A 21,827-nucleotide genomic window follows, 5' to 3' on the forward strand; every position below is an offset into this window, starting at 1 on the left:
TCTGACAAATATTCCCCGAATTCACTCACAGAAACTTTTTGTGATACATTATGTATCATTTATATCCCATACTTTACGATACGGTTTGTATCATGTCAAGAATATATTTCAACCTGTTTTTCTGTTAGCGCTTACTAATTAGCTTCATGATTTGATACATCAAAGAAGCTGATTCTTTAGAGTCCCCACAGTACTTCTAATAAAACAGTCAATTTCGATCTTGAACCGGTACTAGAACTCCTATATACTGACTTGATTAGTTACAATTCGTATCAACATTTTTATCATATTCCGATATCATAAAATCATGTATATAATAGAAGCGCTTTCACAAAAGGAGATGTCATATGCGTATTATTCTTACTGTTATATGGGCTTTCGTCCTGTTCGTTTTCACTTGCTCGGTTAACCTTCATCTGCTCATCAAATATCATATTGTTGATTTCCATTTCAATCCGATTCCGGATTGGTCGGAGCTGTTTAGGCTTGATTTTCAATGGACAAATCATGATTGGGTTCAGCGAAAAATAGGACATTTCTTCGGTTTCTTTATCCTCGCTCTTCTCGCATCAAACTTTGGTAAATACAAGTCCGCCTTCTACCTCTCTGTCTTCTATGCAGCCCTAACCGAAATTCTTCAGCTATTCTTCTTCCGGGGCGGTCGGGTCTATGACATTGCCAGCGATTCAGCCGGCATTCTCTTTGCTTATTTATTATGTCTAATCCTGTTCCGCAAAAGCTCAAGGCGTACAAGATACATAAACAAATAAAATAAATTATGAATTTTTTTATTCATTATACATATTATTAGAAAAATTAACTTGATACATATCGTATACTTGTTATATGATGATGACGATACAAATTGTATCAATTACTATAATTGATCGTTCATAACGGAGGAAGACCGAATGAGTGCAATAGCCGGTATTTATAGATTCAATGGAGAACCCGTTCAAATCGAACAAGGCGGCTTTATGATGGAAGCGCTGAAGCAGTATCCGGCTAATCAGAGCGCACTATGGCATAAGGATCACATTATGCTTGGATGCCATGCACAATGGATCACAGAGCAATCCATTCACGAAACACTGCCTTACTACGACCCGAATCGAGGACTTGCCATAACGGCAGATGCCATCATTGACAACCGGGATGAATTAATGGATCAATTGCAAGTCTTACATAACCTTAGGAAAAACATGACAGATAGTGAAGTTATACTGCTCGCGTATGAGCAGTGGGGTGAACGAATGCCCGAACGATTGGTCGGAGATTTTGCCTTCGTAATCTGGGATGAGAGAAAGAAGCACCTTTTTGGAGCAAGGGATTTCTCAGGTGCTCGTACGCTCTATTATCACCGCAATGAAGAACAGTTATCTTTCTGCACCGTGGTCAATTCATTGTTGTCATTGCCTTATATACATAAAGAGCTTAACGAAGAATGGCTCGCCGAATTCCTCGCGATTAGCGGTGTTTTCGAACCACCAGATCTTTCAACTACTATTTATAAGCATATTGAGCAGTTACCGCCGTCTCATACGATAAGCATCAAGCATAATAGGGTAGTTATCACCAAATACAATGCCCTTACGGATATAACTCCTTTGCAGCTTGCATCATCGCAAGATTATGAAGAAGCGTTCCGGGACGTGTTCAATAGAGCCGTTACGACAAGGCTCCAACGAAGCAACCGAAATGTCGGTTCTCATCTTAGCGGAGGATTAGACTCAGGAGCAGTCGTTAGCTTTGCTGCTAGAGCCTTGAAGAAGGATAACCGTACACTTCATACATTCAGTTACGTCCCTGATGATGGATTCGTCGATTGGACACCGAAGCACAGATTTGCGGACGAAAGACCCCTCATACAGCAGACGGTACAGTATGTAGGGAACATTAACGATAATTACTTGGATTTCAAAGGAAGAAGCTCTTTCTCGGAAATCGATGATTGGCTTGATATTATGGAGTCGCCCTACAAGTTCTTCGATAATTCATTCTGGTTGAGAGGAATCTATGAACAAGCACAGCAGCGCGGAATCGGTATTCTGCTCAATGGTGCCAGAGGGAATTACAGTATCTCTTGGGGTCCCGCAATCGAGTATTATGCCAAACTTATGAAGAAGTTCGAATGGCTTCGCTTATCTAGAGAAATCAATCTCTTCAGCAAGAATGTCGGAGTCGGACGCAAGCGTGTCTATTCCATTGTCAGCCGTAAGGCATACCCGATTCTGGAACGAGTAAGACCTTCCAGAGTACCCTATGTTTATCCGCAATTAATAAATACAGATTATGCGAAGCTAACCGGAATCTATGACAAGCTTTACGATCATAAATTCACTGGTATTGGATCTACAAAAGATCTTCCAGCAGATCCGCTTGAAGCGAGAAAGCAACATTTCGATCGTGTAAATATGTGGAGTATGACAGGGACAAGTGGGTGTAAGCTCTCTCTTCGTTATTCGGTCTGGAGCCATGATCCAACCAATGATCTACGGGTAATTCGATTCTGCCTCTCAACTCCGATGGAACAATTCGTTCAGGATGGCATCGATCGATCATTAGTTAGACGGTCTACGAAAGGCTGGCTCCCTGATTCCATCCGGCTCAATCAACGTACCCGAGGGACACAAGCAGCCGATTCTATTCATCGAATGTCTAAGGAATGGCCTGTTTTTTTCGAGGAGCTTGAGCATCTGAGCCGTGATTCTCGAATGCAGCATATCATCAACATGCCTGTCTTCCATGATGCACTAGCAGAAGCCTGCAATGGCCTTAATCCGAATCAGGCCTACAGTCCTACCATCAAGCTGTTAATGCGCAGCTTAATCGTGTACCGATTTCTTCAAAAAAACTTTTGAAAGGAGGTGATACATATGAAAAAAGAGTGGAACGTACCTGCATTGGAAGTACTTAGTATAAACATGACGATGGCTGGTCCTGGTGATTCAAGACCGGATGGGGTACAACCGGACCCTGATGAAAGTGTACACTACAGCTAAACATAAGATATCATTCTGATTGAAGCACAGCCCTTATAGACCTTAATGGGTATAAGGGCTATCTTATTTTATTCGTATATTAAGCAATGGGGTGAGAACAGTGGTTCATACAATTAGCAATACTATATATAAAGCCTTCGGGTATTCCATACAAAGTGACATCCCCCTGCCTGAACTGCAGCAGATAGACAATCCTGAAAGTGATATCAATATTACCATCCATTGTGCTGACTTAACCGAAAGATGGTTAGAACTTTCTGTCTCACCTAAGAAATTCGTAGTGACCAAGAATTTGATTATGTTCTGGATACCGGATCTGGCCGTCTTCGCCGTGGAAGGTGGAACAACCATCACTATTTCACCCGAGAAAGGTGCGGACGAAGATAAAATTCGACTATATATTCTTGGATCATGCATGGGCGCTATTTTACTACAGAGAAGAATCCTCCCTTTGCATGGCAGTGCGGTAGTTATTGATCATAAAGCTTACGCTTTCATAGGTGATTCCGGCCACGGCAAGTCTACCCTTGCATCCTCTTTTATCCAGCGGGGATTCCAGCTGTTAACCGACGACGTCATCGCCGTTACTCTGGATATCCACAATATCCCTTATGTGACGCCAGCTTATCCTCAACAGAAGCTTTGGCAAGAGAGCCTCGATACCTTCGGCATGAATTCGGATCAATTCCGTCCGTTATTCGAACGCGAAACCAAATATGCAATCCCCGTTGCCTCCCACTTTTCAGCCGACACCCTTCCTCTAGCCGGTATATTTGAGCTGATCAAGATGGATTGCAGCCACACCGGGATTCGAGCAATAGAGAAGTTAGAGCGGCTTCCGCTCCTGTATCGTCATACATACCGTAATTTTTTTCTTCCAGACAGCGGGTTAACCCAATGGCATTTTGAGACGACAGCCCGTATGTCCGGCAGTATCGAAATTTACCAACTGCGGCGCCCACTAAACGAGTCTACAGTTCATCAGTTGACCGATATGATTCTATCTGCAATCGGGAAATAAAAAGAGTTGCATGCGCTACTAATAACCAAGAGAAAGGGTGTCCGCCGTCAGGCGGACTCTGTAAATAGTTTGAGCCATTGGATAGAGAACTACGTGAAACTTTATAATGATTCCGGCCATACTGTCATCCCCCTTTATATTCCTTCTACTACAAAATTATTAAACCTTGTCGGAGGCGGAGTAGATATAGTTCCAACACTGCGATGTCTCAAGCCTACATTTTGAGACGATCCAAACACTGTTATGTCTACAGGAGTGAGCTTATAAATGAGTTTTAAATCCCCGTTAAGGTATACAGATATAACATTGTCCTTAACTGCCACCCTCATTTTGAAATAGACATCATCTACTGGAGTGAACGCTTCGGATGCAAGCTGTGCCCCTAATCCGTCCAACCTTTTAGAAATTATTAAAGCTATGTTTGTGAGTTCGACCCAAAAGTAGTTATTCGTGTCTATATATTTAATCATAATACCAGGTCTGCTATAATTCGAACCATCTGCTGATTGACCTTTCATAGTGCACCCAACATTGTAATTCGTGGTTCCTACAGATAGGAATGCAAGTTGTGTTGATCTAGCATCAATAGGATAAGCTTCATTTGATAATGTTCCCCATTTCCCGGAAACGGTCCATGTCCCACCAATGATACTGCCTAATGAAGTCGTGCTATCAGCTTGGTCAAATGAAGCATAAGCCAAAGCATCTAATGTTGTTGTTAAAGTACCATCGTCAGCTACACTTAATTTGTAAGGTACTCCACTCGGTGAATACACCTTTGTTTTGATGTTCGTATTTTCAGACTGTAGAGATCCATTTGTTAGGGTTAGTTTACTTCTATTCCCGTCAACGGTGTCCGTCAATATTAATCCGCTTTTATCTCCTATTTCAAAATCTGCATTTGTATATGCATGATGAACAGGGGAATAAGTTCCTGTGTGGTCATAACTAACCATTACTCCAGCCATATAAATTGGGGTCGTCTTGTTAAAACCACCAAATTGTGCCTGTGAAAAGGTACCACTAGGTTGTTTCAGTCCTCTATTTCGTATTCTTAACCATTTGAGAGCAGGAACAGCGTAAGTTTGATCATATAACGAAGGAGCTGAAACGAACCCAAGTCTAGTTCTGATACTTGTTTGCACTTCACACAATACAAAATATTCAAAGCATATTTCTCTTCCTGTATCTGCAACGGGAGGAAAGATACCGGAAGTTAAATATAAAGATGGATTATTTATACCATCTGGTTTTACTTTTAGTATTTTAGCGTTCTCTCCTAAATATGATTTAGCTTCACCGCTCAAGCCTATAGGAAGTTGCGATAAGTCCGTCACCATAGATAACGTAGTCCCATTATTTGTAATCCAACTTGATAATAATTCAGGATTTTTTGATAATTGTCCATGACTTATAGGGTTGTATGCTCTAGCATGTATCACGTCTTCCACTGCTTTGGGAGTTGTTAATGTCAAGGATGCCGTTTCCTTTTTCCTCCTAACCGTGATCTGACTTGGATCATTGCCAAGTCCATCCAACATGATATCATCCGTTGCTATATGATCAAAATAGGCAACCCCTATCGCTCCTGCTGAATAAGGCGATTTATAAGCACCGCCCGCATCCCAATTATCCATGATTAGCTTGTTATTGATTTTACCAAAATGAAAGCAATATTTTTGTTTTTCTGCGGGGTTCATTAAATCATCAGGGAGGGAATACTGCCATCTGCCTGGCTCGTCTGTATAGTTAATAGGGGACCAAGTTAAACCCGATCCTGAATAGTGACCGCTTGAATCGGATTTTGGTAATAATTTAATGCATGCTTCACCCGTCATTTCAAACCGTACTGATTCAAACGCACCGTTTAACCCGGCACAGTTAACAAGTGAGTCATAATCATCAGTATCTTTGACTTGATAAAAACAGTATGGACTAAAGCCCATATGGACTCTATTCATCCTTACCAACATTCCACCACGATGATTAGAAGTGTTGATTATGCCCAACATTATACCGCAAAATGAACCACTTACACTCCCACCTTGAAAGAAATAGTCCCCGCTGTTTCTGCGGCAATAGACACCAATCAGGCCATTCCAACCACAATCATAGCTTGTTATATGACCTTTCATACTGTTTAATAACAGTCCAACTTTTACCGATGTAGTCGAAATATTCCGAAACATGGGGGTAGCCGACCCAGATATATCTATAGCAACAACACCCTTAGCAAACATATCGTAGGTCCCTGCTTCGAACTTACTTTTATCGACCCATCTAGATAGATACCGCGAATTATAAGCCACGACACCTGATATTCTAAAGTTCTCAAATACCGCACTTACACCTGCGTTTGAAATTCTTATACATGGGAGTAAATCGGTTGTTGTATCGATAGGGTCAAACAATATCAAAGTTCCGCTATTTCCGCTATCAATATATGTTTCTACTCCTTTTATTCCTCTAGAATTGTTTTCTATGGTGGACTTAACCTTGTACGTTTTCGCACCCAATAGCACTTTTCTCTTTTTTGCACATAGAGTCATGGCGTCATTAAATGCTTTTGCATCATCAGTAATTCCGTCACCTTTCGCTCCTGTCCATTCAGGGCATATTCCATTAACTTTGAAATCCCCACCGATAACACCACTTAGAGACATATCAAATATCCAATCATCATCACTTGCAACCCATGTACCATTAATGGTGATCGTCACTCCATTAGCAGGTTTTAATCTAGCATTACGACCAAATACTAGTTTCTTATTTGTAGGAATGGTTATATTGTGCCCAATTAGATAAACTCCTTTTGGGATAAATATTTGGTCACAAGATGCTGTTAGTGCTGATATTAATCCTCCATAGCTATCTAGTACACCTGTTGGATCAACGTTATATTTACTAATGCTTACCCCATATTTGTCTAATTTATTTTGTTGTCTCATCTCTGATTCTTGAATTTCAATGCTAATTATTCCATTAGCGACTTCCATAGTCCTCAAATCTAAATCTTCCGAAGCTAGCATATCGTCTTTAATTTCATTTGAATTGACTCCTTGCTCTTCTGTCATTGCTATCCCCCCCTGATTACGTGATCGTTATAAACTTACCGATACTAATAGCCCTTATGAACTACCCTTCATCCCTTTCCTGGCTGTCAGCGGGGTTGTTAGTAACCACTTGGAAATATCCAGAGGTGTTCCCTTTGAACGATGAAAATTGGTGGACTCCTTCAGTAGTTCAACCTTCTGAGCTAAAGTAAAGGACGTATCATAGAAGCTAATCCGATATTGCCATGCCCTTTAATCCGCTTTGCTAGACCCCGTATTTGACCAGTTAGAGAACCAGTAACTCCAGAAACGGGTGGATTATTTCGTACTTCACATTCCATCGAATGCAATGTTATCACTCCTGACTTGTTACCGTACCATTTATATTCAGATTGCCGTTAAATGTAACCATTAGAGCATTCTGAACAACGCCTAAAGCCGTTACATTAGGGGAACCGCTTGAGTCAATGGATACAATCACCCACATGGATTTAATCATGAGCTAGTGATGTTGCCGACGACACTATAGATGATATTCATTCCACTGGTAGAATGATCTTCAAATATGCGGGCGCATTGAGGCAATTGATATTAAAGCGAAGATTGAGGATGGATTGCTGCAATAGAAAAAGATAGACGCGTTTCAAGGAGTTCTAAGAACCCTTGAAACGCGTCTTATATGTTTGCTCTACCCTACCTGTAATAACTGTTATTCAGCTTTCACAAGAATTTTCACATGATTTTTTTCTTTCAAAAGTGCTTCAAAGCCTTCTTCAACAACTTCATCAAGCCTAATCCGTTTCGTTACAAGTTTCTCAGCGGAGAAGTAGCCTTGAGCCATCAAACTGATAACAGCAGGAAATACGTTGCGATAACCTATAATCCCTTTGATGGTGCGTTCCATCATAACAATGTTATTAGGTTTAATAGGCGCTTCTTTCTCAAAAATGCTGACAATCATCAATTCGCCGCCTACTTTCGTCGAATTAAGGGCCTGTGTAAGGACAGGGGGAACACCGGTGACTTCATAAGCGACGTCTGCACCGCCGTTCGTGCGTTTGTGGATTTCTTCCACAACATCATATTGTTTAGGATCAATTACGATTGCGCCAAGTTCAGTCGCTTTTTGCTTCCGTTCGGCGGACAACTCAACAGCATAAATCTCTGCTGCGCCGGAGGCTTTCAATGCTTCAATAACGAGCAAGCCGATTGGACCTGCACCGAATACTACAGCTTTATCGCCAACTTTAAGTTTGCTTTGACGGACGGCATGAAGTGCAACTGCGGAAGGTTCAACAAGTGCACCTTGCTCATAGGAGACGCTATCTGGAATTTTGTGGACCATATATTCTTCAGCAGCCACGTATTCAGAGAAACCTCCTCCGCCTCCCGCAAGACCGAGGAAGCCCATTGTGGAGCAAAGGTTATAGTAACCTGTTTTACAGGCATCGCATTTACCACATGAATAGATAGGTTCTACAACGACACGATCGCCAACGTTCACTTTGGTTACACCTTCGCCAACCTCTACGACTTTCCCGGAAAATTCATGTCCCATAACGATAGGGGCCTTTTCTCCAGTGATTGGATGTGATGCACCCTCTGGAATGAAGATTGGACCTGCTGTATATTCGTGCAAGTCGCTGCCGCAAATACCGCACCACTCGACTTTGATTTTGACTTTACCTGGTAGAGCGGTTGGTTCTTCAATGTTCTCTAAACGCAAATCTTTTAGTCCATGCCATCTTAATGCTTTCATTTGTTTCATCTCCCTAGATAAGTAGAATTACGAATAATACTCTATTAATTACGGAAATATAATGACTATTTAGGAAACGTTTCCACGCACTACTATGTCACATTATCGACAAATTGTCAATGTTAATGTCGTATGAATATGACAATGTTCATATTAAAACCAGTTATGGTATAATAAATATGTAGTTTATGTATACTATTGTGGAAACAATTTCATATCAGTTGGGAAGTGCTGGGATTGGGAAATAATAAAGTTACGATAGAAGATGTAGCTGCCCGAGCGGGTGTTGGGATCGCTACAGTTTCTAGAGCCATTAATAATACGGGCGGAATTAGTCCAAAGACAAAGGAAAAAGTACTGGCTGCTGTCGAGGAGCTTGGATTTATTCCAAATTCATTTGCACAAAACTTGAAGTTTCGTCAAACCAAACAAATTGCCTTGGCTGTACCTGATATTCGCAACGCTTTTATTCCGGAAATTGCCTATTCGGTCGAACAGGCGGCGAAGCATTATGGCTATCGTGTCGTTCAGATTAATACATTAGGGAATATAAGATCGGAGTTAGAGCTGCTGCGTGATATGAAGAAGCTTCATGTGGATGGCCTAATTATTTTGCCGCTTGCTTATCCCAAAACACTCAAAGATCTCATTAATAAAGCCAGCCTTCCAATCTCCATCATCAATTACGGGAAAACATTAGATACAGATGTTAAGGCGGATATTGTAAGTCTCTCCACGCAAGAGGGCAAGCTAGTCATGGAGCACTTGATTAGCATAGGAAGAACGAGAATTGGCTATGCTGGTGCTCCAAAAGAGATCATTGAGGAGAGATTCTTTGCCTATGAGGATGCACTAGATCAATTCGACCGATCATTAGTCTATTTCGGCGACGATTTCTCACTGCAGACGGGAGCTAAAGCAGCGGATTACTTTGTTAGTCTTACTCATATGCCCGATGCCATCTATGCAGGAAATGATATGGTCGCGATTGGGCTGCTGAATCGCTTCAAAGAATTGGACGTTCGTGTGCCAGAAGATATTGCTATCGTTGGAGTCGATAACAATTTATTATGTAAAATCACGACTCCGAAGATTAGCTCAGTCTCCATCATGGGGGCGGAAGTAGCCAAGGTGGCGACGGAGCTTCTGCTGCAGCGTATAGTTGAGCAGAAAAAAGGTCTTTATGAGAGGGTACAGTTCGAGCCAAGACTGATCGTTAGAGAATCCAGCTTAAGCCGGACTCGCACCACTCAGCAAATTGAATAGAGCAGAATAACGAATGGACTTGATGACAGTGGTGCAAGAATTCTTGCAGTTTGATGATATACGTTTATAATTAAAACAAATAAAGAAGCATCGCGTAAGTTTACTACTCTTACGTGATGCTTCTTCACAATGCCATGCCTCTAAATAATCATCTTACACTGATAAACGATAATTAGCGGAGCATGATACACTGACTGTTTCAACCATTTCCCTCATTCATCATTATTTATTCTAACGAAATCTTATACATACTGATCTCGACCGGAGAACATACCAAGTGCCATAACTAGGCCAGAGATAATGATTAATGTGATGATTGGAATGGTCCATATTTGGGCCATATCATACAAATATCCAATAAATATGGGCCCTACTGCTGCAAGTAAATAACCCGTTGATTGTGCCATTCCAGATAACTCTGCAGATTGACTTGCGTTCCGAGTACGAATTCCTAAATAACTTAGAGCCAATGGGAAGTTTCCTCCCAATGCAATACCAATTAAAATTATACTTATAATCATAATAGGATATGATGCACCTAACAATAATCCTCCATAACCAACAATCGAGCACATACCTAATGTGAATGCAATCCACACCTGTGAGCGTACCCGTCCTGCGATAATAGGAATGAGGAAACTAGCCGGTAATCCCACTAGTTGTGTAAACGAAAGCAACCAGCCTGCTGTCCCTCTACTTATTCCATAATTATGTAAGATTTCAGGTAACCAAGACATTGTTACATAAAATAGCGAAGACTGGAATCCCATGAATAAGGCTATTTTCCAGGCAAGAGGTGAACGCCAGATTCGACTAGCGCTGGTACTAACACGTTTTATTGCTTTATCCTTTCCTCGATTTAATTTGAGAAGAAAGGTCCAGACCAAGATAGCTATTACTGCCGGTATACCCCATACGATTAAGGCCCCCTGCCACCCAAGGTTCAAATCACTTGCTAAAGGAACACTAACCCCTGATGCTAACGATGCAAACAATCCCATTGAAGTTGAATATACACTTGTCATCAGACCGAATTTATGTGGAAATTTATCCTTAACAACGACCGGTAAAAGAACATTTCCAATAGCTATGCCCACTCCAACCAATAGAGTTCCAGAGAAAAGAAACAACGTTATTGAAATAGATCGAATGCATATACCGATTAAAAGAACAATCAAACCTAATAGTAACGTTTTCTCATTGGTTAAACGATTGGCGATTTTGGGAACAAGGGACGACATTACGGCAAAAGATATTAAAGGAATACTCATTAATAATCCTGCACTCCAATGTGCTAGACCAACATCTTCCTGTATGATACCAACTAATGGACCTACGGATGTAATAGCTGGCCGTAAATTAAAGGCCATCAGTATAATACCCGTAATGAGTAAAACCATATATAACGATTTCTTTTTAATATTTGAATGTTGTAATTCCATTAAACACAATCTCCCCTCAAATAATCCAACTTACTAAAGGATCCGTAGATACCTTCACAAGCGCATAAGAATGAATCCCAATAGAGTCTCCTCTAATGGGATTCTAAATTCTCTTTGGTACGTAAAGTTGAACATGTTCCCCAATATCCTTCCAACTTATACGTGAATTCCCTTTCAATAATTCTAATATTTCTAAGTCTACTTGATCTAACATGATGTAATTTTTTCGAAGTGAAATCAAAAGACTCTAAAGACATTCACTAGCTTATTCTGCGTTTTTCAGATGATCATTATCCTTTTTATAGTGCACTGACCAGTGCAGAATTAGTTATAACATATAAGAACAAAGAATGAAAGTATAAGCTACCTAGAGTTTGCTAACATACGTAAATGCTTTTCCTAGTTGACTCTTTGCAGCGTTAAACGTGACCAGTTCTCATACACTGAGTGGAAATAGCTTACACTATTTATCCCATGTTATAAGGCTTTTCAGCCTATATTACATCATGCCGCCCGTGATTCTAACGCATTAACCCCTAAAGTTTAGACACAAGTTCTCTTAATCTTAGGATATCTTATTTTTATTTAAAATTGATTCGATTTAATATTTTTGCTTTTTGATAATGAAATATTGATTCAGATAATTCAAAGATGATTCCGTTAGTTAAGCATACCGTATTTTCGATAATCAATGCTGGATCTAGTGGATTAACATGCAACAATCCCGCACTTTCTTCATCAATTCTTTCACAGTTAATGACTTTGTCCGCAAAACCAATACTTAATTTCAAGTCGTCTATAAGGTAATTATAAATAGAACTCGATGCAATATCTTCATTTAAATAGGGCACAATATCTTTTTTAAAGTAACTTATTTCGATTGAAAAGGGTTCTTTATCTACAATTCGCAGCCGCTTAATATAATAAAGTTTTGCTCCTACTTCACAACGCATTTGTTCTGCTTTTACTTCATCAGCTTCTAGCACATGTAAATCTAGAATTTTCGTCTCAATTATTTTTGAATTCAAATCTTTTGTTAATCCTCTAAGACTGCCTAAATTGATATAATCTGTTACCGATTTTTCCCGTAAAAACATTCCACTTCCTTGCACCTGATAGATATATCCGCGATTGACCAACTGATTAATTGCTTTTCGAATCGTATTTCGGCTCACTTCAAATTGTTTTATCAGTTCTTCTTCAGTCGGCAACTTTTTCAATTTGTCAAATTTCCCATCCTGAATTTCCCGTTCTAAACAATCAGCTATTTCTTTATATTTTATAGCCATATAATCTCCCTATTTTCGTTCAATCATTTACTGTCTCTATTATACACACAACCTTTCAATTCATATCAAAAGGTTTTTCTGGGTTACTTACAGCTCTTCTCCTCTCGTCTCAATAATATGCTTATACCAATGAAACGACAGCTTTTTCTTTCGGTTTAAGTTATTATTATGATCCACATAAATAAATCCGTATTGCTTTTTATACCCGTTTAACCAGCTTAGTAGATCAATGACTGACCATGCGTAATACCCTTTTAAATGAATACCTTCTTCGATTGCACGCTTGATCACTTGTAAATGTTGCTCAATATATTTAATACGAGGAACATCCACTACTTCATCATCAATAATCGGATCCTCATCACCAAGTCCGTTTTCTGTTACATACATTTTAATATCACCATAACGCTCTTTTAACATATGCAGCCCGACTAGGAATCCTTCAGGTGAGATCTCCCATCCCCATCTTGTATATGTTTTATCTTCCATTTTTACAGTCCGATAAAAACCATCAAAAGACGGGTTGCCTGGAGTTAGAGTAGATGTTTCTCTTGAATGTTCCATAGATGAAACAGCTTCGTGATTTTTTGCTACTCGAATGGGCTGGTAATAATTAAGTCCAATAAAATCATTTTTTCCCGCATTTCTTTTTAACATTTCTAGTTCTTCTTCTGTCCAACTTGGTGTCCAGCCTTTCTCCTTTAATTGCTCAACCACATACGACGGATATTCTCCTTTTAAAATAGGGTCATAGTACCAAAAAGTTTCATATTCATTGGCATGTCGAGCAGCTAATACATTCTCTTTATTGTCATCTACACTGTAAGCTGGTAAGAAAACATGGGTAATACCAATCATACCGTAATGATTCAGTGCCTTATAGACTTCTACGGCTTTTGCATGTGCATAAAACACGTAATGTGTCGCTTGAAAGTATTTATTCTCATCGTTTTGGATACCAGGAGGATGTGCCCCTTTTAAATAGCCTAATCCGCAAAACATAACCGTTTCATTAAACGTAATCCAATGTTTGACACGGTCTCCGAATGCCCGAAAACAAACTTCTGCATACTTAACGAAGGCTTCAGCTGTTCGCTTATTCGTCCATCCCCCATCTTCTTCAAGCATCAGAGGCAAATCCCAATGATACAGCGTAACAAATGGAACAATCCCATATTTTAAACATTCATTAATGACATGATTATAAAATTTCAAGCCTTTTTCATTGACTTCTCCGTCTCCTGTTGGCAAAATACGTGCCCATGAAATGGAGAATCGGTACGATTCAAGTCCCATCTCCGCCATTAATTTAATGTCTTCTTTATATCGATGATAATGATCTATGGCTACGTCTCCGTTTGTGCCCTCATATGTTTTCCCAGGAATCTTTGAAAAGACATCCCAATTCGTTAACCCTTTACCATCTTCATTCCATGCTCCTTCTATTTGATAAGAAGCAGATGCTGCTCCAAATAAAAAATCATGTGGAAACTTCATTAATAAACCCTCCATTTTTATACCAACTCATTTAATTTATTACTATATATTTTATTTATAGGTACAAATTATAAAGAGATTATACACTTATTATCGACATTTAACAATTGAAATATACTAATATTTATGCTCATCTCACCAGTTCAGTAAACTATGATACGGACACTCTTATATTGGAGATGGGGAAGTTGATTCAACTTACTTAATTTGATAATAATGTATAGTAATATATCTAGGAACCCCTTCATTATTGTTTTTCTCGGAAGACCTTGATCAACTATATAAGGACTTTTCAGATAAAAAAATAACCGTCGGAGAAATTGTCAATGTGCCTGAGGGAAGAGTATTTAACTTTGCTGATGATGAAGACAATTATTTTGCTGTGGTGGAAAAAAAGTAACCCATACAAAATATATTTTAGCTGAGCTTCCTCTAATGGAAGCCTTTTTCACTAAGAAACAAGATTGAGCATAAATTTATTCTTACTAAGAATACTGTCAGTTCAGAATATACAGTTACAACTAGAAGAGGCTTCTCATGAAGTTCAACTCATGTGAAGCCTCTTATTTAAATCTATGTTGACAAGCAAGTTCCCTTACGGGAATCACTTGATGCATAAGGGTTTAAACCCCTTATTACATCATGCCGCCCATCTTTTTTTATGTTTCAGTTCTGTTCGTCTGAATTCATTACCCTAATCGCAGCAAGGTTTTATATATCACTTTAAAATATAAGTATCGTTCTCATTCAAGTTTGTATGCAGAAGATGTGATTTTCTCGTGACTTTTTGAGAAGCGGAAGTATCAACCTATCCTGAACGCGCTAAGATTCGAACGTCAGAAGGTCCAACGTGGATTCCTTACGAGGATTACTAACATAGAACGGGTTGTTCAGACGCTCATTGAATATAAACAGGAGACCACATTGGCGTTATGCCTTTGTGGTCTTGTTGTATCGTATAAGGTTATTTAAGAATACACATTAGTTTAGTAACAGAACGCACTGGTAATGATAACCAACAAAATGAACAGAACTAAAATTGCCCCTGTACTTCCACCAACACCACAACCTCTGCCGTATCCTCCAACAGCTTCTCCCATAGTAATTCCTCCTTTCCAATCGGGTACAGATTACTATATGTAAAAACTTAAAATGGAGATTGGGTTTAATGGTAAGGAAGATTCTGATCTTTATGTCGGGTTATTTTTTTGTTCAGGAAAATTATCCTTACCTAGATGATCCAAGGGATACCACTTTCTCCGAACGGGTCCTGATCCATACTTAACAGTATCTACGTTTTCGAATGCTACTAGAGCCATATCTGTTTGTGGCATAACGTCGTAAACATTTCCTATGCCCCACTCTTGATAAATCTGATGCTTCACCTGTCTTCCTAAATTAATTTGAACAATTAACTTTTTCGTAACTTTGCTGTATAATTCAGGAAATTGTAGATTTTATAGACGTGACCGATTTGAAACAATATTCTCGTTTGGAAAAGGTTGTTATCTTTTCTCTGTTAGGATTAGCCGCTCTTTTTTAGGAGGTCCTTTTATTTAAGTGCTTATATATTCAATACAGGGGTGTAACCTAAAATAATGTAAGTTGCATAATGAGAATCTTTTTCTATAATGATATGATTTCTTTTGGTCCGCTCTGCTGCTTCTGCAGTCACACAACTACCACCACAATTATCAAGAACTGTTTCTCCTTCATTCGTGTACGTTTTGATCAAGTACTCGCACAATTCAACAGGATTTTGGTTGGGGTGTACACGTTCTGAATCGTCATTATTGACTACTGGGTAGTAAAGCACGCTTCGCGGATATCGTTCTGTCTTCCCTGCCTCATTCGACCAAGGGATTCCGTCTCCATAAACAGTTGATTTGTGATTGTTCGTTGCTGCATTCATCGGCTTGTGACCCTGTGACATTTGAGGGTTATAAGTTGGCGTTCGTTTATAAAAGACAAGAATGTTCTCATGTGCCTATTAACGGCATCAATCCTTTGTTCAGATAATCTGTAGCCTTGTTCTTTTCCCATATCCATTCATACCGGAACAATCTCATATTGCTTGCAGCTAGGACCTTATCAAAGGGCGCTTTAGCAAATAAAACAATGGCTTCGTGATCCTTAATCATCCGCTCATAGTGAAACCACAATAGATCAAATGGTAGTACTGAATCCCAAGGGCTCTTTGTAGTCCCATAAGGCAAATCACAAAAGATCATATCCACGCTTCTGTCAGGGATTTGAGGGAAGACATCAAAACAGTCAGCATTTATGATTTGGTTCAGCATGACTTTTTACGTCTTATCTATAAAGGAGTTGATCAAATGTTCATTTTTTATTTTTTACTTGGTAGTGCAGTGATTGCTCTTGGTATTTTTGCTATTAAGCATCCAGATTCATGGTGGTTTAAAAGGATAGGTGACGACCGTGAACGCAGCAATATGTGGATATCATATATAAAATTTGCTGGAAAAATAACTATAGGATTCGGTGCATTAATCATCCTGTTAAGCACACAACACCTCTTTTTTTAATGCGAGTGAATGAACTATATTTCGGTTTTTTATATGCTCTAATCGAGTTGATTATATTTGTACCTTATTTTCTTAAATCTAAAAGAGTAGCTATCACTTTTTCAAAATGATCAAATATTGATGTATTTTTTTGACTGTGCTAAGATAAACTTAAATAAGGAGCCGTGCGCTAACACGACTCCAGAGTACAATCCGCTATAAGAGCGGTTGGCTGGCAAGGTGATCAAAAATAGACCGAATCCTTACCGGGGCGGTCTATTTCCTTTTATGGAAAGAAAGTATCAACACAACCAAAGTCGCAAATGAAATCATTAACGTCAAAGCTTGGTGTACCTCCATTAGCATTACCTCCCTTCCGGGAGATTAGCCGACCGCCCTTATGCCATTGTACTCGCCTATTATATCAGACCATACCCGAGTTGAGTATGGTCTTTTTGATGTACCTCACCTACAATATAGACAAGAACCCACTAGAAGAAGAGTCGACTATGAAAGGTAGTTTTGTTGAGGAAAAAAATATCACGTTCAAAGAATTTTCAGCCACTTGGTTGGATTTATCAGATATTGATTTAGTTGAACATCGAATTTCAATTACTAAGACATATTACAACCCAACTAATAACATCAAAGAATATACTCTTCTTACGCCAAATACTAAGAAGTCAATTCGTTTCATTGAAATAGTATGAAGAACTCATAAATGATCTGATTAAGCACCGGAATTACAGGATGAGAAGCGCGAGGAATACGGAGATAGATATCACGATAAAGGTTGTTATTGCTAAAATGGACGATGATAATCCGGATATCCTGAAAAAGATTGCAGGACTAAAAACAAACCTTACACCACACTCTCTGAGACATACACATGTTTCTCTTCTAGCTGAGGCTGGAGTAAATCTTCAAGACATCATGGATCGGCTCGGACACAAGGATGACGACACAGCTAAAAACGTTTATTTACATGTTACTAAACCGAAAAAGAAAGAGGCTTCTCACAAGTTCCGCGAACTCATGAAAAACCTCTAAGAAATCCTTTTGTTACCTTTTTAGTGTTTTTCAACTAAGAAAGGTTGATGCAACAAGGGGTTTTTGACCCTTATTACATCATGCCGCTTATGATATTAGGTGAGTTTTTTGTGTATTTTAGGTCTTATCATAGGTTTTCTATCCGAATCCCCTTAAAAATCAGTCCTATATTTCCAAGTAAATATGATGTGTTTGGTATGCGGGAACATATTAACCTAGAGTTTGAGCAACTCAAGTTATTCAAAAGACTGTATTGTAGATCTACATTTCCAGCTCCAACCAAGCCACACACTCAACATGACTTGTCTGCCTGTCCCATTGCTCATGACTCTCCTTCATTCTAGTCAAATTTACAATCTTTAAGAGGAATGACTTTGGTCTTGTACACAAATTTATAGCCTAGCCATACACCTAAGAATAACGGAATTCCGATATAGGAAACAAGCACGCCATACCAATCGATCGTTTCTCCAGTGAAAGCTTTAAAGTTCTGGCCGATAATAACGAACATGCATAATGCAAAGGCAAATAGTGGACCTAACGGGAACCACTTGGCTTTATAAGGAAGTTCACTTAAATCCCGACCTTGTGCAACGAATGCCCTACGGAAACGGTAATGACTAATTGCGATTCCAAGCCATGTAATAAATCCGCACATGCCAGAAGCATTCAGCAGCCATAAATACACAACCCCATCACCGAAGAAGGAAGCTAGGAACGCAAGCATGCCGACTGCACAAGTGACCAGCAGCGCATTAATAGGAATACCGCGTTTGTTTAATTTCTCTAGAAACTTAGGTGCTTTGCCCTCTTTGGCAAGTACCCACAGTACACGTGTAGATGCATACATCCCCGAGTTACCAGCAGACAGCACCGAAGTCAAAATGACGGCATTCATAATAGCAGCCGCGAAGGCGAATCCCGCTTTCTCAAAAACAAGGGTGAACGGACTAACTGCAATATTCTCAATACCAGCTTGCATCAAGCTCGGATGTGTAAAAGGAACCAACATGCCAATTACGAAGATTGCAAAAATATAGAAAAGCAGAATACGCCAGAAGATTTGTTTAATGGCCTTCGGTACGTTCTCACGTGGGTTCTCACTTTCACCCGCTGCAATGCCGACAAGCTCGGTTCCTTGGAACGAATAACCCGCTGCCATAAAGATACCAAGAAACGCTAGAAAACCACCATGGAACGGTCCACCGTCTAGTGTGAAATTACTGAAGCCAGTTGGCTTCGAGCCGCCCATTATTCCAAATATCATAAGCACCCCAACAATCAAGAAGATGATGACAACGGCAATTTTGATCAATGCAAACCAGTATTCCGATTCACCATATCCTTTGACAGACAGTAAATTCAAACCGAAAATAATGGCAAGGAACAGGAAGCTCCACAGATAAGAAGGACTATCAGGAAACCAATATTTAATAATAAGAGTTGCTGCTGCAAGCTCAGAGGCAATCGTAATCGCCCAGTTAAACCAGAAATTCCATCCCAGGGCGAAGCCCAAAGAAGGATCCACGAAGCGGCTCGCATATGTGTTAAAAGATCCAGATTCTGGCATATAGGTTGCAAGTTCTCCCAAACTAGTCATAAGGAAGTACACCATAATACCCACCGCTATATAAGCGAGAAGAGCTCCCCCTGGACCAGCTTCTGCTATTGCACTACCACTAGCAAGGAACAAGCCTGTACCAATGGAGCCTCCAAGTGCAATCATCGTGAGGTGACGAGCCTTGAGCCCGCGTTTCAACTGCTGTGGCTCAGTCGAATTGTTTGATGACATTAAAAACACTCCTTAATCATGATGTCGATCCATTGTTCTGGAGTGGGAAACAAGAAGAAACGGTGACACTTTCTTTCAGAACATACGTTTCTTATGGTCACAAAAAAACGCTCACAGCGGTGAACGTTTTATATCATTCCCATCTTATCTTCTTTGAAGATAGCTCATCACAAATTTACTTATCATAAATTTGTGACAGTTCTGCACCTTCCGGCAACAGTCCCAGCCCAATTGCCCAGAGCAGCAATCAAACTTCGGCGGTAGTTCCTTTCAACAGTTTCAATGACGTTCTCTGCGTCTCCACTGATTTACTTCTAACAACCGCGACCTCTACCTCACCGTTTGATAGGATGAGGGTTGTATTCAATTCAATTTAATTTAATTTACAAGAACATTATAGCGAACATTGAGAGGGTAAACAATGGTATAAAAAGTATATTAGAACCTAAAACCGATGGAGAGTAACATAATGTGAAATAAGAGGGTGTCCAATAAACTGGACATTATTTTCTGTCATTAGTCTTGCAGACATGTCGGTGGGATTTTGGCTCTTCGTTATTGTTGCTATTATTACTGGCGTAATCTTGTATAATGTTCATCCAAGCAAACAAACCGTGTTCTCATTCGTTGCAGTTGGAGGGGGTGCCGCTATGGGATGGTTCGTTGGAGGGATCTTGTCTTTCATAGTGTCGCTATTCGCTGTAACTGAAAAGATAGGAAATAAAGTGAATAAGTAGCTAGATGAGTAGGGATTAGAAGCAGATTATTGACCAAAAAAATCAATGAACAAGAAGTAAAAGAAGGGTGCACGACTACTCGGCGCCCTTCCATTTTATTAACACTGTACACTCCACATGCATCGAATATGTATACTTAAGCCCCAACATGGATATTTAACATCCACGCCTCAACCCTTAACACATATTTCTGGTTTACCATCACTTGTGATAAGGCTCCCCGCAGTTGATCTTAAATCTGTTTAGCAAAACATCAGCAAAGAACTTAACAGAGCCTTTTAAGAAAAAAAGGCTCAAGCGTTATGTCCGCTTGGATACGAATAGATATTACACTCAGGTAAATGTGGCGAAAAATTATAACTTTCTCACTACCGACACACAGCACTCAACGTGCACGGTATGCGGAAACAGGTCGACAGGTTGCAGGGTTTGAAGCGTGTAGCCCCGAATGGTGCAATTCAGTTACATCCGTTGCGAATGTGTCAGGATTGCATGATACATAGACGATCCGTTTTAGTTTAGAGCGTCCAATGCGGCGCATCACTTTTCCGCCAACTCCGCTACATGGTGGGTCTATCAACAGAATATCTGCGAATCCTAAATGATCATGAATCTCATCTAGTCCCCTGCGTGCATCACGAGCAAGGAATGTCCTGTTATGCAAATCATTATCGATGGCATTCCATTTTGCGGATTCAATCGATGTCTCGACAGTCTCGATTCCTGCCAATTCACCGTCAGGCGTATTTGTAGCAAACAATGCCAACATCATTTCGCCGGTCGCAAACGATTCCCGCACCATCAAATGACGAAGAAGCCCATCATGTGCATCTTTGTCACAGTCTTTAAGGCCGAACTCTTTTACCCATTCCCTGACTTCCAACATGCCATCTCCCATATTCCGGCCTGCAATCAGACACGTTTCCAATGGGATGATCTTACGAAATTTCCTTGTTCATGCATTCCAATATCCCATACACAACCTCCGCAAAGCTCAAAATGAGGACAAGGTGCATCCGTCCGTTCGTGGCTTGCAGCTAGAATCTCTACAGGCATTACTTTTCTTCGTTTCTTATCGGGATCATCGACGACAACCTGCACTGACTCCCCTATAAGTGTCTGCGGAATCGTTAGTTTCAACTTTCTAAAATTGGAACCTGTATCACTCTCACGCCAAATCACAACTATTCCATTGCCTTATTCATCTAAATGGTCAATTTCCGCGACGAGCGTTTGTTCTTTTATATTAGTCAAGAAATGATTCTCTTTTCAACAGTCCATTCATGTATTGAAGGATTATTCCCACAATGCTTCTGTACCTCTTCAAAACAGACATACCTTATCATTATCACGAGAATGGGGCAGAATGAACATGCACTTCATACAAATTCAAC

At 39.8% G+C, this 21,827-nt stretch carries 22 protein-coding genes, 2 pseudogenes and 1 riboswitch; of the genes and pseudogenes, 10 read left to right on the plus strand and 14 right to left on the minus strand.

Annotation, left to right across the window (positions count from 1 at the left end):
- Positions 1 to 347 precede the first annotated feature (347 nt).
- From UB51_RS17530 to UB51_RS17545, 4 genes are all read left to right on the plus strand, one after another.
- The gene (locus UB51_RS17530; protein ID WP_052675994.1) at positions 348 to 770 is read left to right on the plus strand and encodes a VanZ family protein; all 423 of its coding nucleotides are present in this window, start codon (positions 348 to 350) and stop codon (positions 768 to 770) included.
- Positions 771 to 911: 141 nt separating this feature from the next.
- Complete coding sequence (locus UB51_RS17535; protein ID WP_044878404.1) at positions 912 to 2,861, plus strand: asparagine synthase-related protein; 1,950 nt, start codon at positions 912 to 914, stop codon at positions 2,859 to 2,861.
- A gap of 15 nt (positions 2,862 to 2,876) precedes the next feature.
- Positions 2,877 to 3,002, plus strand: a complete 126-nt coding sequence (locus UB51_RS27975; RefSeq protein ID WP_044878405.1) for a paeninodin family lasso peptide — start codon at positions 2,877 to 2,879, stop codon at positions 3,000 to 3,002.
- A 100-nt stretch (positions 3,003 to 3,102) separates the two neighbouring features.
- Positions 3,103 to 4,023 carry an aldolase gene (locus UB51_RS17545; protein ID WP_044878406.1) on the plus strand — a complete coding sequence of 307 codons (921 nt, stop codon included), beginning with the start codon at positions 3,103 to 3,105 and terminating at the stop codon, positions 4,021 to 4,023.
- A 134-nt stretch (positions 4,024 to 4,157) separates the two neighbouring features.
- Here UB51_RS17545 and UB51_RS17550 read toward each other — a convergent pair whose 3' ends face one another.
- From UB51_RS17550 to UB51_RS17555, 3 genes are all read right to left on the minus strand, one after another.
- Entirely contained in the window at positions 4,158 to 7,097 is a 2,940-nt protein-coding gene (locus UB51_RS17550; protein ID WP_044878407.1) for a hypothetical protein, read from the minus strand.
- 182 nt (positions 7,098 to 7,279) lie between these two features.
- Entirely contained in the window at positions 7,280 to 7,426 is a 147-nt protein-coding gene (locus UB51_RS28345; protein ID WP_160297283.1) for a hypothetical protein, read from the minus strand.
- A gap of 359 nt (positions 7,427 to 7,785) precedes the next feature.
- A complete protein-coding gene (locus tag UB51_RS17555; protein ID WP_044878408.1) occupies positions 7,786 to 8,835 on the minus strand; it encodes a 2,3-butanediol dehydrogenase in 1,050 nt (349 codons plus the stop codon).
- 237 nt (positions 8,836 to 9,072) lie between these two features.
- On the opposite strand from UB51_RS17555, the gene UB51_RS17560 reads away from it, so the two are divergent.
- Positions 9,073 to 10,101 carry a LacI family DNA-binding transcriptional regulator gene (locus UB51_RS17560; protein ID WP_044878409.1) on the plus strand — a complete coding sequence of 343 codons (1,029 nt, stop codon included), beginning with the start codon at positions 9,073 to 9,075 and terminating at the stop codon, positions 10,099 to 10,101.
- A gap of 242 nt (positions 10,102 to 10,343) precedes the next feature.
- On the opposite strand, the gene UB51_RS17565 is transcribed toward UB51_RS17560, so the two are convergent.
- The 4 genes from UB51_RS17565 to UB51_RS17575 all read right to left on the minus strand — a co-directional run bounded on the left by UB51_RS17565 (position 10,344) and on the right by UB51_RS17575 (position 14,329).
- Positions 10,344 to 11,543 carry a CynX/NimT family MFS transporter gene (locus tag UB51_RS17565; protein WP_044878410.1) on the minus strand — a complete coding sequence of 400 codons (1,200 nt, stop codon included), beginning with the start codon at positions 11,541 to 11,543 and terminating at the stop codon, positions 10,344 to 10,346.
- Between the two features lie 103 nt (positions 11,544 to 11,646).
- Positions 11,647 to 11,757, minus strand: a complete 111-nt coding sequence (locus UB51_RS29325; RefSeq protein ID WP_082063179.1) for an AsnC family transcriptional regulator — start codon at positions 11,755 to 11,757, stop codon at positions 11,647 to 11,649.
- Between the two features lie 367 nt (positions 11,758 to 12,124).
- Positions 12,125 to 12,832: a GntR family transcriptional regulator gene (locus UB51_RS17570; protein ID WP_044878411.1), complete on the minus strand. Its 708-nt coding sequence runs from the start codon at positions 12,830 to 12,832 to the stop codon at positions 12,125 to 12,127.
- Positions 12,833 to 12,919: 87 nt separating this feature from the next.
- Positions 12,920 to 14,329 (minus strand): glycoside hydrolase family 1 protein, encoded by a 1,410-nt coding sequence (locus UB51_RS17575; protein WP_044878412.1) that lies wholly within the window; start codon positions 14,327 to 14,329, stop codon positions 12,920 to 12,922.
- Positions 14,330 to 14,561: 232 nt separating this feature from the next.
- Between UB51_RS17575 and UB51_RS29095 the strand changes: the two are divergent.
- Positions 14,562 to 14,729: pseudogene (locus UB51_RS29095) on the plus strand (VOC family protein); the annotation flags it as partial.
- A 586-nt stretch (positions 14,730 to 15,315) separates the two neighbouring features.
- Here the strand turns inward: UB51_RS29095 and yjcZ are convergent.
- The 4 genes from yjcZ to UB51_RS29105 all read right to left on the minus strand — a co-directional run bounded on the left by yjcZ (position 15,316) and on the right by UB51_RS29105 (position 16,629).
- Positions 15,316 to 15,429, minus strand: coding sequence for a sporulation protein YjcZ (yjcZ, locus tag UB51_RS27275; RefSeq protein ID WP_082063180.1), 114 nt, complete (start codon positions 15,427 to 15,429; stop codon positions 15,316 to 15,318).
- 90 nt (positions 15,430 to 15,519) lie between these two features.
- Positions 15,520 to 15,714 (minus strand): hypothetical protein, encoded by a 195-nt coding sequence (locus UB51_RS17585; RefSeq protein WP_044878413.1) that lies wholly within the window; start codon positions 15,712 to 15,714, stop codon positions 15,520 to 15,522.
- Positions 15,715 to 15,893: 179 nt separating this feature from the next.
- Positions 15,894 to 16,262: a DNA methyltransferase gene (locus UB51_RS29100; RefSeq protein ID WP_234405465.1), complete on the minus strand. Its 369-nt coding sequence runs from the start codon at positions 16,260 to 16,262 to the stop codon at positions 15,894 to 15,896.
- Between the two features lie 46 nt (positions 16,263 to 16,308).
- Entirely contained in the window at positions 16,309 to 16,629 is a 321-nt protein-coding gene (locus tag UB51_RS29105; RefSeq protein ID WP_234405466.1) for a class I SAM-dependent methyltransferase, read from the minus strand.
- A 36-nt stretch (positions 16,630 to 16,665) separates the two neighbouring features.
- Between UB51_RS29105 and UB51_RS17595 the strand changes: the two genes are divergently transcribed.
- A complete protein-coding gene (locus UB51_RS17595) occupies positions 16,666 to 16,875 on the plus strand; it encodes a DUF6199 family natural product biosynthesis protein (protein ID WP_044878414.1) in 210 nt (69 codons plus the stop codon).
- Between the two features lie 255 nt (positions 16,876 to 17,130).
- Here the strand turns inward: UB51_RS17595 and UB51_RS29790 are convergent, their stop codons facing one another.
- Entirely contained in the window at positions 17,131 to 17,220 is a 90-nt protein-coding gene (locus UB51_RS29790) for a putative holin-like toxin (RefSeq protein ID WP_445322334.1), read from the minus strand.
- 143 nt (positions 17,221 to 17,363) lie between these two features.
- Here UB51_RS29790 and UB51_RS28565 point away from each other — a divergent pair, with 143 nt between their 5' ends.
- Together UB51_RS28565 and UB51_RS28570 are read left to right on the plus strand one after the other, a co-directional pair.
- Complete coding sequence (locus UB51_RS28565) at positions 17,364 to 17,564, plus strand: hypothetical protein (protein ID WP_044878415.1); 201 nt, start codon at positions 17,364 to 17,366, stop codon at positions 17,562 to 17,564.
- Between the two features lie 40 nt (positions 17,565 to 17,604).
- Entirely contained in the window at positions 17,605 to 17,904 is a 300-nt protein-coding gene (locus UB51_RS28570; protein WP_234405467.1) for a tyrosine-type recombinase/integrase, read from the plus strand.
- Positions 17,905 to 18,244: 340 nt separating this feature from the next.
- Here the strand turns inward: UB51_RS28570 and UB51_RS17610 are convergent, their stop codons facing one another.
- Positions 18,245 to 19,696, minus strand: a complete 1,452-nt coding sequence (locus UB51_RS17610; RefSeq protein WP_044878416.1) for an amino acid permease — start codon at positions 19,694 to 19,696, stop codon at positions 18,245 to 18,247.
- A 152-nt stretch (positions 19,697 to 19,848) separates the two neighbouring features.
- Positions 19,849 to 20,037: riboswitch (Lysine riboswitch) on the minus strand.
- Positions 20,038 to 20,232: 195 nt separating this feature from the next.
- Here UB51_RS17610 and UB51_RS27985 point away from each other — a divergent pair.
- On the plus strand, positions 20,233 to 20,433 hold the full coding sequence (locus tag UB51_RS27985) for a hypothetical protein (RefSeq protein WP_144407032.1): 201 nt from the start codon (positions 20,233 to 20,235) through the stop codon (positions 20,431 to 20,433).
- 354 nt (positions 20,434 to 20,787) lie between these two features.
- On the opposite strand, the pseudogene UB51_RS27285 reads toward UB51_RS27985, so the two are convergent.
- Positions 20,788 to 21,630: pseudogene (locus UB51_RS27285) on the minus strand (class I SAM-dependent RNA methyltransferase); the annotation flags it as partial.
- Between the last annotated feature and the right edge of the window lie 197 nt (positions 21,631 to 21,827).

This window comes from Paenibacillus sp. IHBB 10380 (assembly GCF_000949425.1).
Lineage (GTDB): Bacteria > Bacillota > Bacilli > Paenibacillales > Paenibacillaceae > Paenibacillus_AQ.

Coding starts and splice junctions, on each gene's coding strand:
- UB51_RS17530 (WP_052675994.1), top strand. CDS start 348: ATGCGTATTATTCTTACTGTTATATGGGCTTTCGTCCTGTTCGTTTTC.
- UB51_RS17535 (WP_044878404.1), top strand. CDS start 912: ATGAGTGCAATAGCCGGTATTTATAGATTCAATGGAGAACCCGTTCAA.
- UB51_RS27975 (WP_044878405.1), top strand. CDS start 2,877: ATGAAAAAAGAGTGGAACGTACCTGCATTGGAAGTACTTAGTATAAAC.
- UB51_RS17550 (WP_044878407.1), bottom strand. CDS start 7,097: ATGACAGAAGAGCAAGGAGTCAATTCAAATGAAATTAAAGACGATATG.
- UB51_RS17555 (WP_044878408.1), bottom strand. CDS start 8,835: ATGAAAGCATTAAGATGGCATGGACTAAAAGATTTGCGTTTAGAGAAC.
- UB51_RS17565 (WP_044878410.1), bottom strand. CDS start 11,543: ATGGAATTACAACATTCAAATATTAAAAAGAAATCGTTATATATGGTT.
- UB51_RS29325 (WP_082063179.1), bottom strand. CDS start 11,757: ATGTTAGATCAAGTAGACTTAGAAATATTAGAATTATTGAAAGGGAAT.
- UB51_RS17570 (WP_044878411.1), bottom strand. CDS start 12,832: ATGGCTATAAAATATAAAGAAATAGCTGATTGTTTAGAACGGGAAATT.
- UB51_RS17575 (WP_044878412.1), bottom strand. CDS start 14,329: ATGAAGTTTCCACATGATTTTTTATTTGGAGCAGCATCTGCTTCTTAT.
- yjcZ (WP_082063180.1), bottom strand. CDS start 15,429: ATGGGAGAAGCTGTTGGAGGATACGGCAGAGGTTGTGGTGTTGGTGGA.
- UB51_RS29100 (WP_234405465.1), bottom strand. CDS start 16,262: ATGTCACAGGGTCACAAGCCGATGAATGCAGCAACGAACAATCACAAA.
- UB51_RS29105 (WP_234405466.1), bottom strand. CDS start 16,629: ATGCTGAACCAAATCATAAATGCTGACTGTTTTGATGTCTTCCCTCAA.
- UB51_RS17595 (WP_044878414.1), top strand. CDS start 16,666: ATGTTCATTTTTTATTTTTTACTTGGTAGTGCAGTGATTGCTCTTGGT.
- UB51_RS29790 (WP_445322334.1), bottom strand. CDS start 17,220: ATGCTAATGGAGGTACACCAAGCTTTGACGTTAATGATTTCATTTGCG.
- UB51_RS28565 (WP_044878415.1), top strand. CDS start 17,364: ATGAAAGGTAGTTTTGTTGAGGAAAAAAATATCACGTTCAAAGAATTT.
- UB51_RS28570 (WP_234405467.1), top strand. CDS start 17,605: ATGAGAAGCGCGAGGAATACGGAGATAGATATCACGATAAAGGTTGTT.
- UB51_RS17610 (WP_044878416.1), bottom strand. CDS start 19,696: ATGTCATCAAACAATTCGACTGAGCCACAGCAGTTGAAACGCGGGCTC.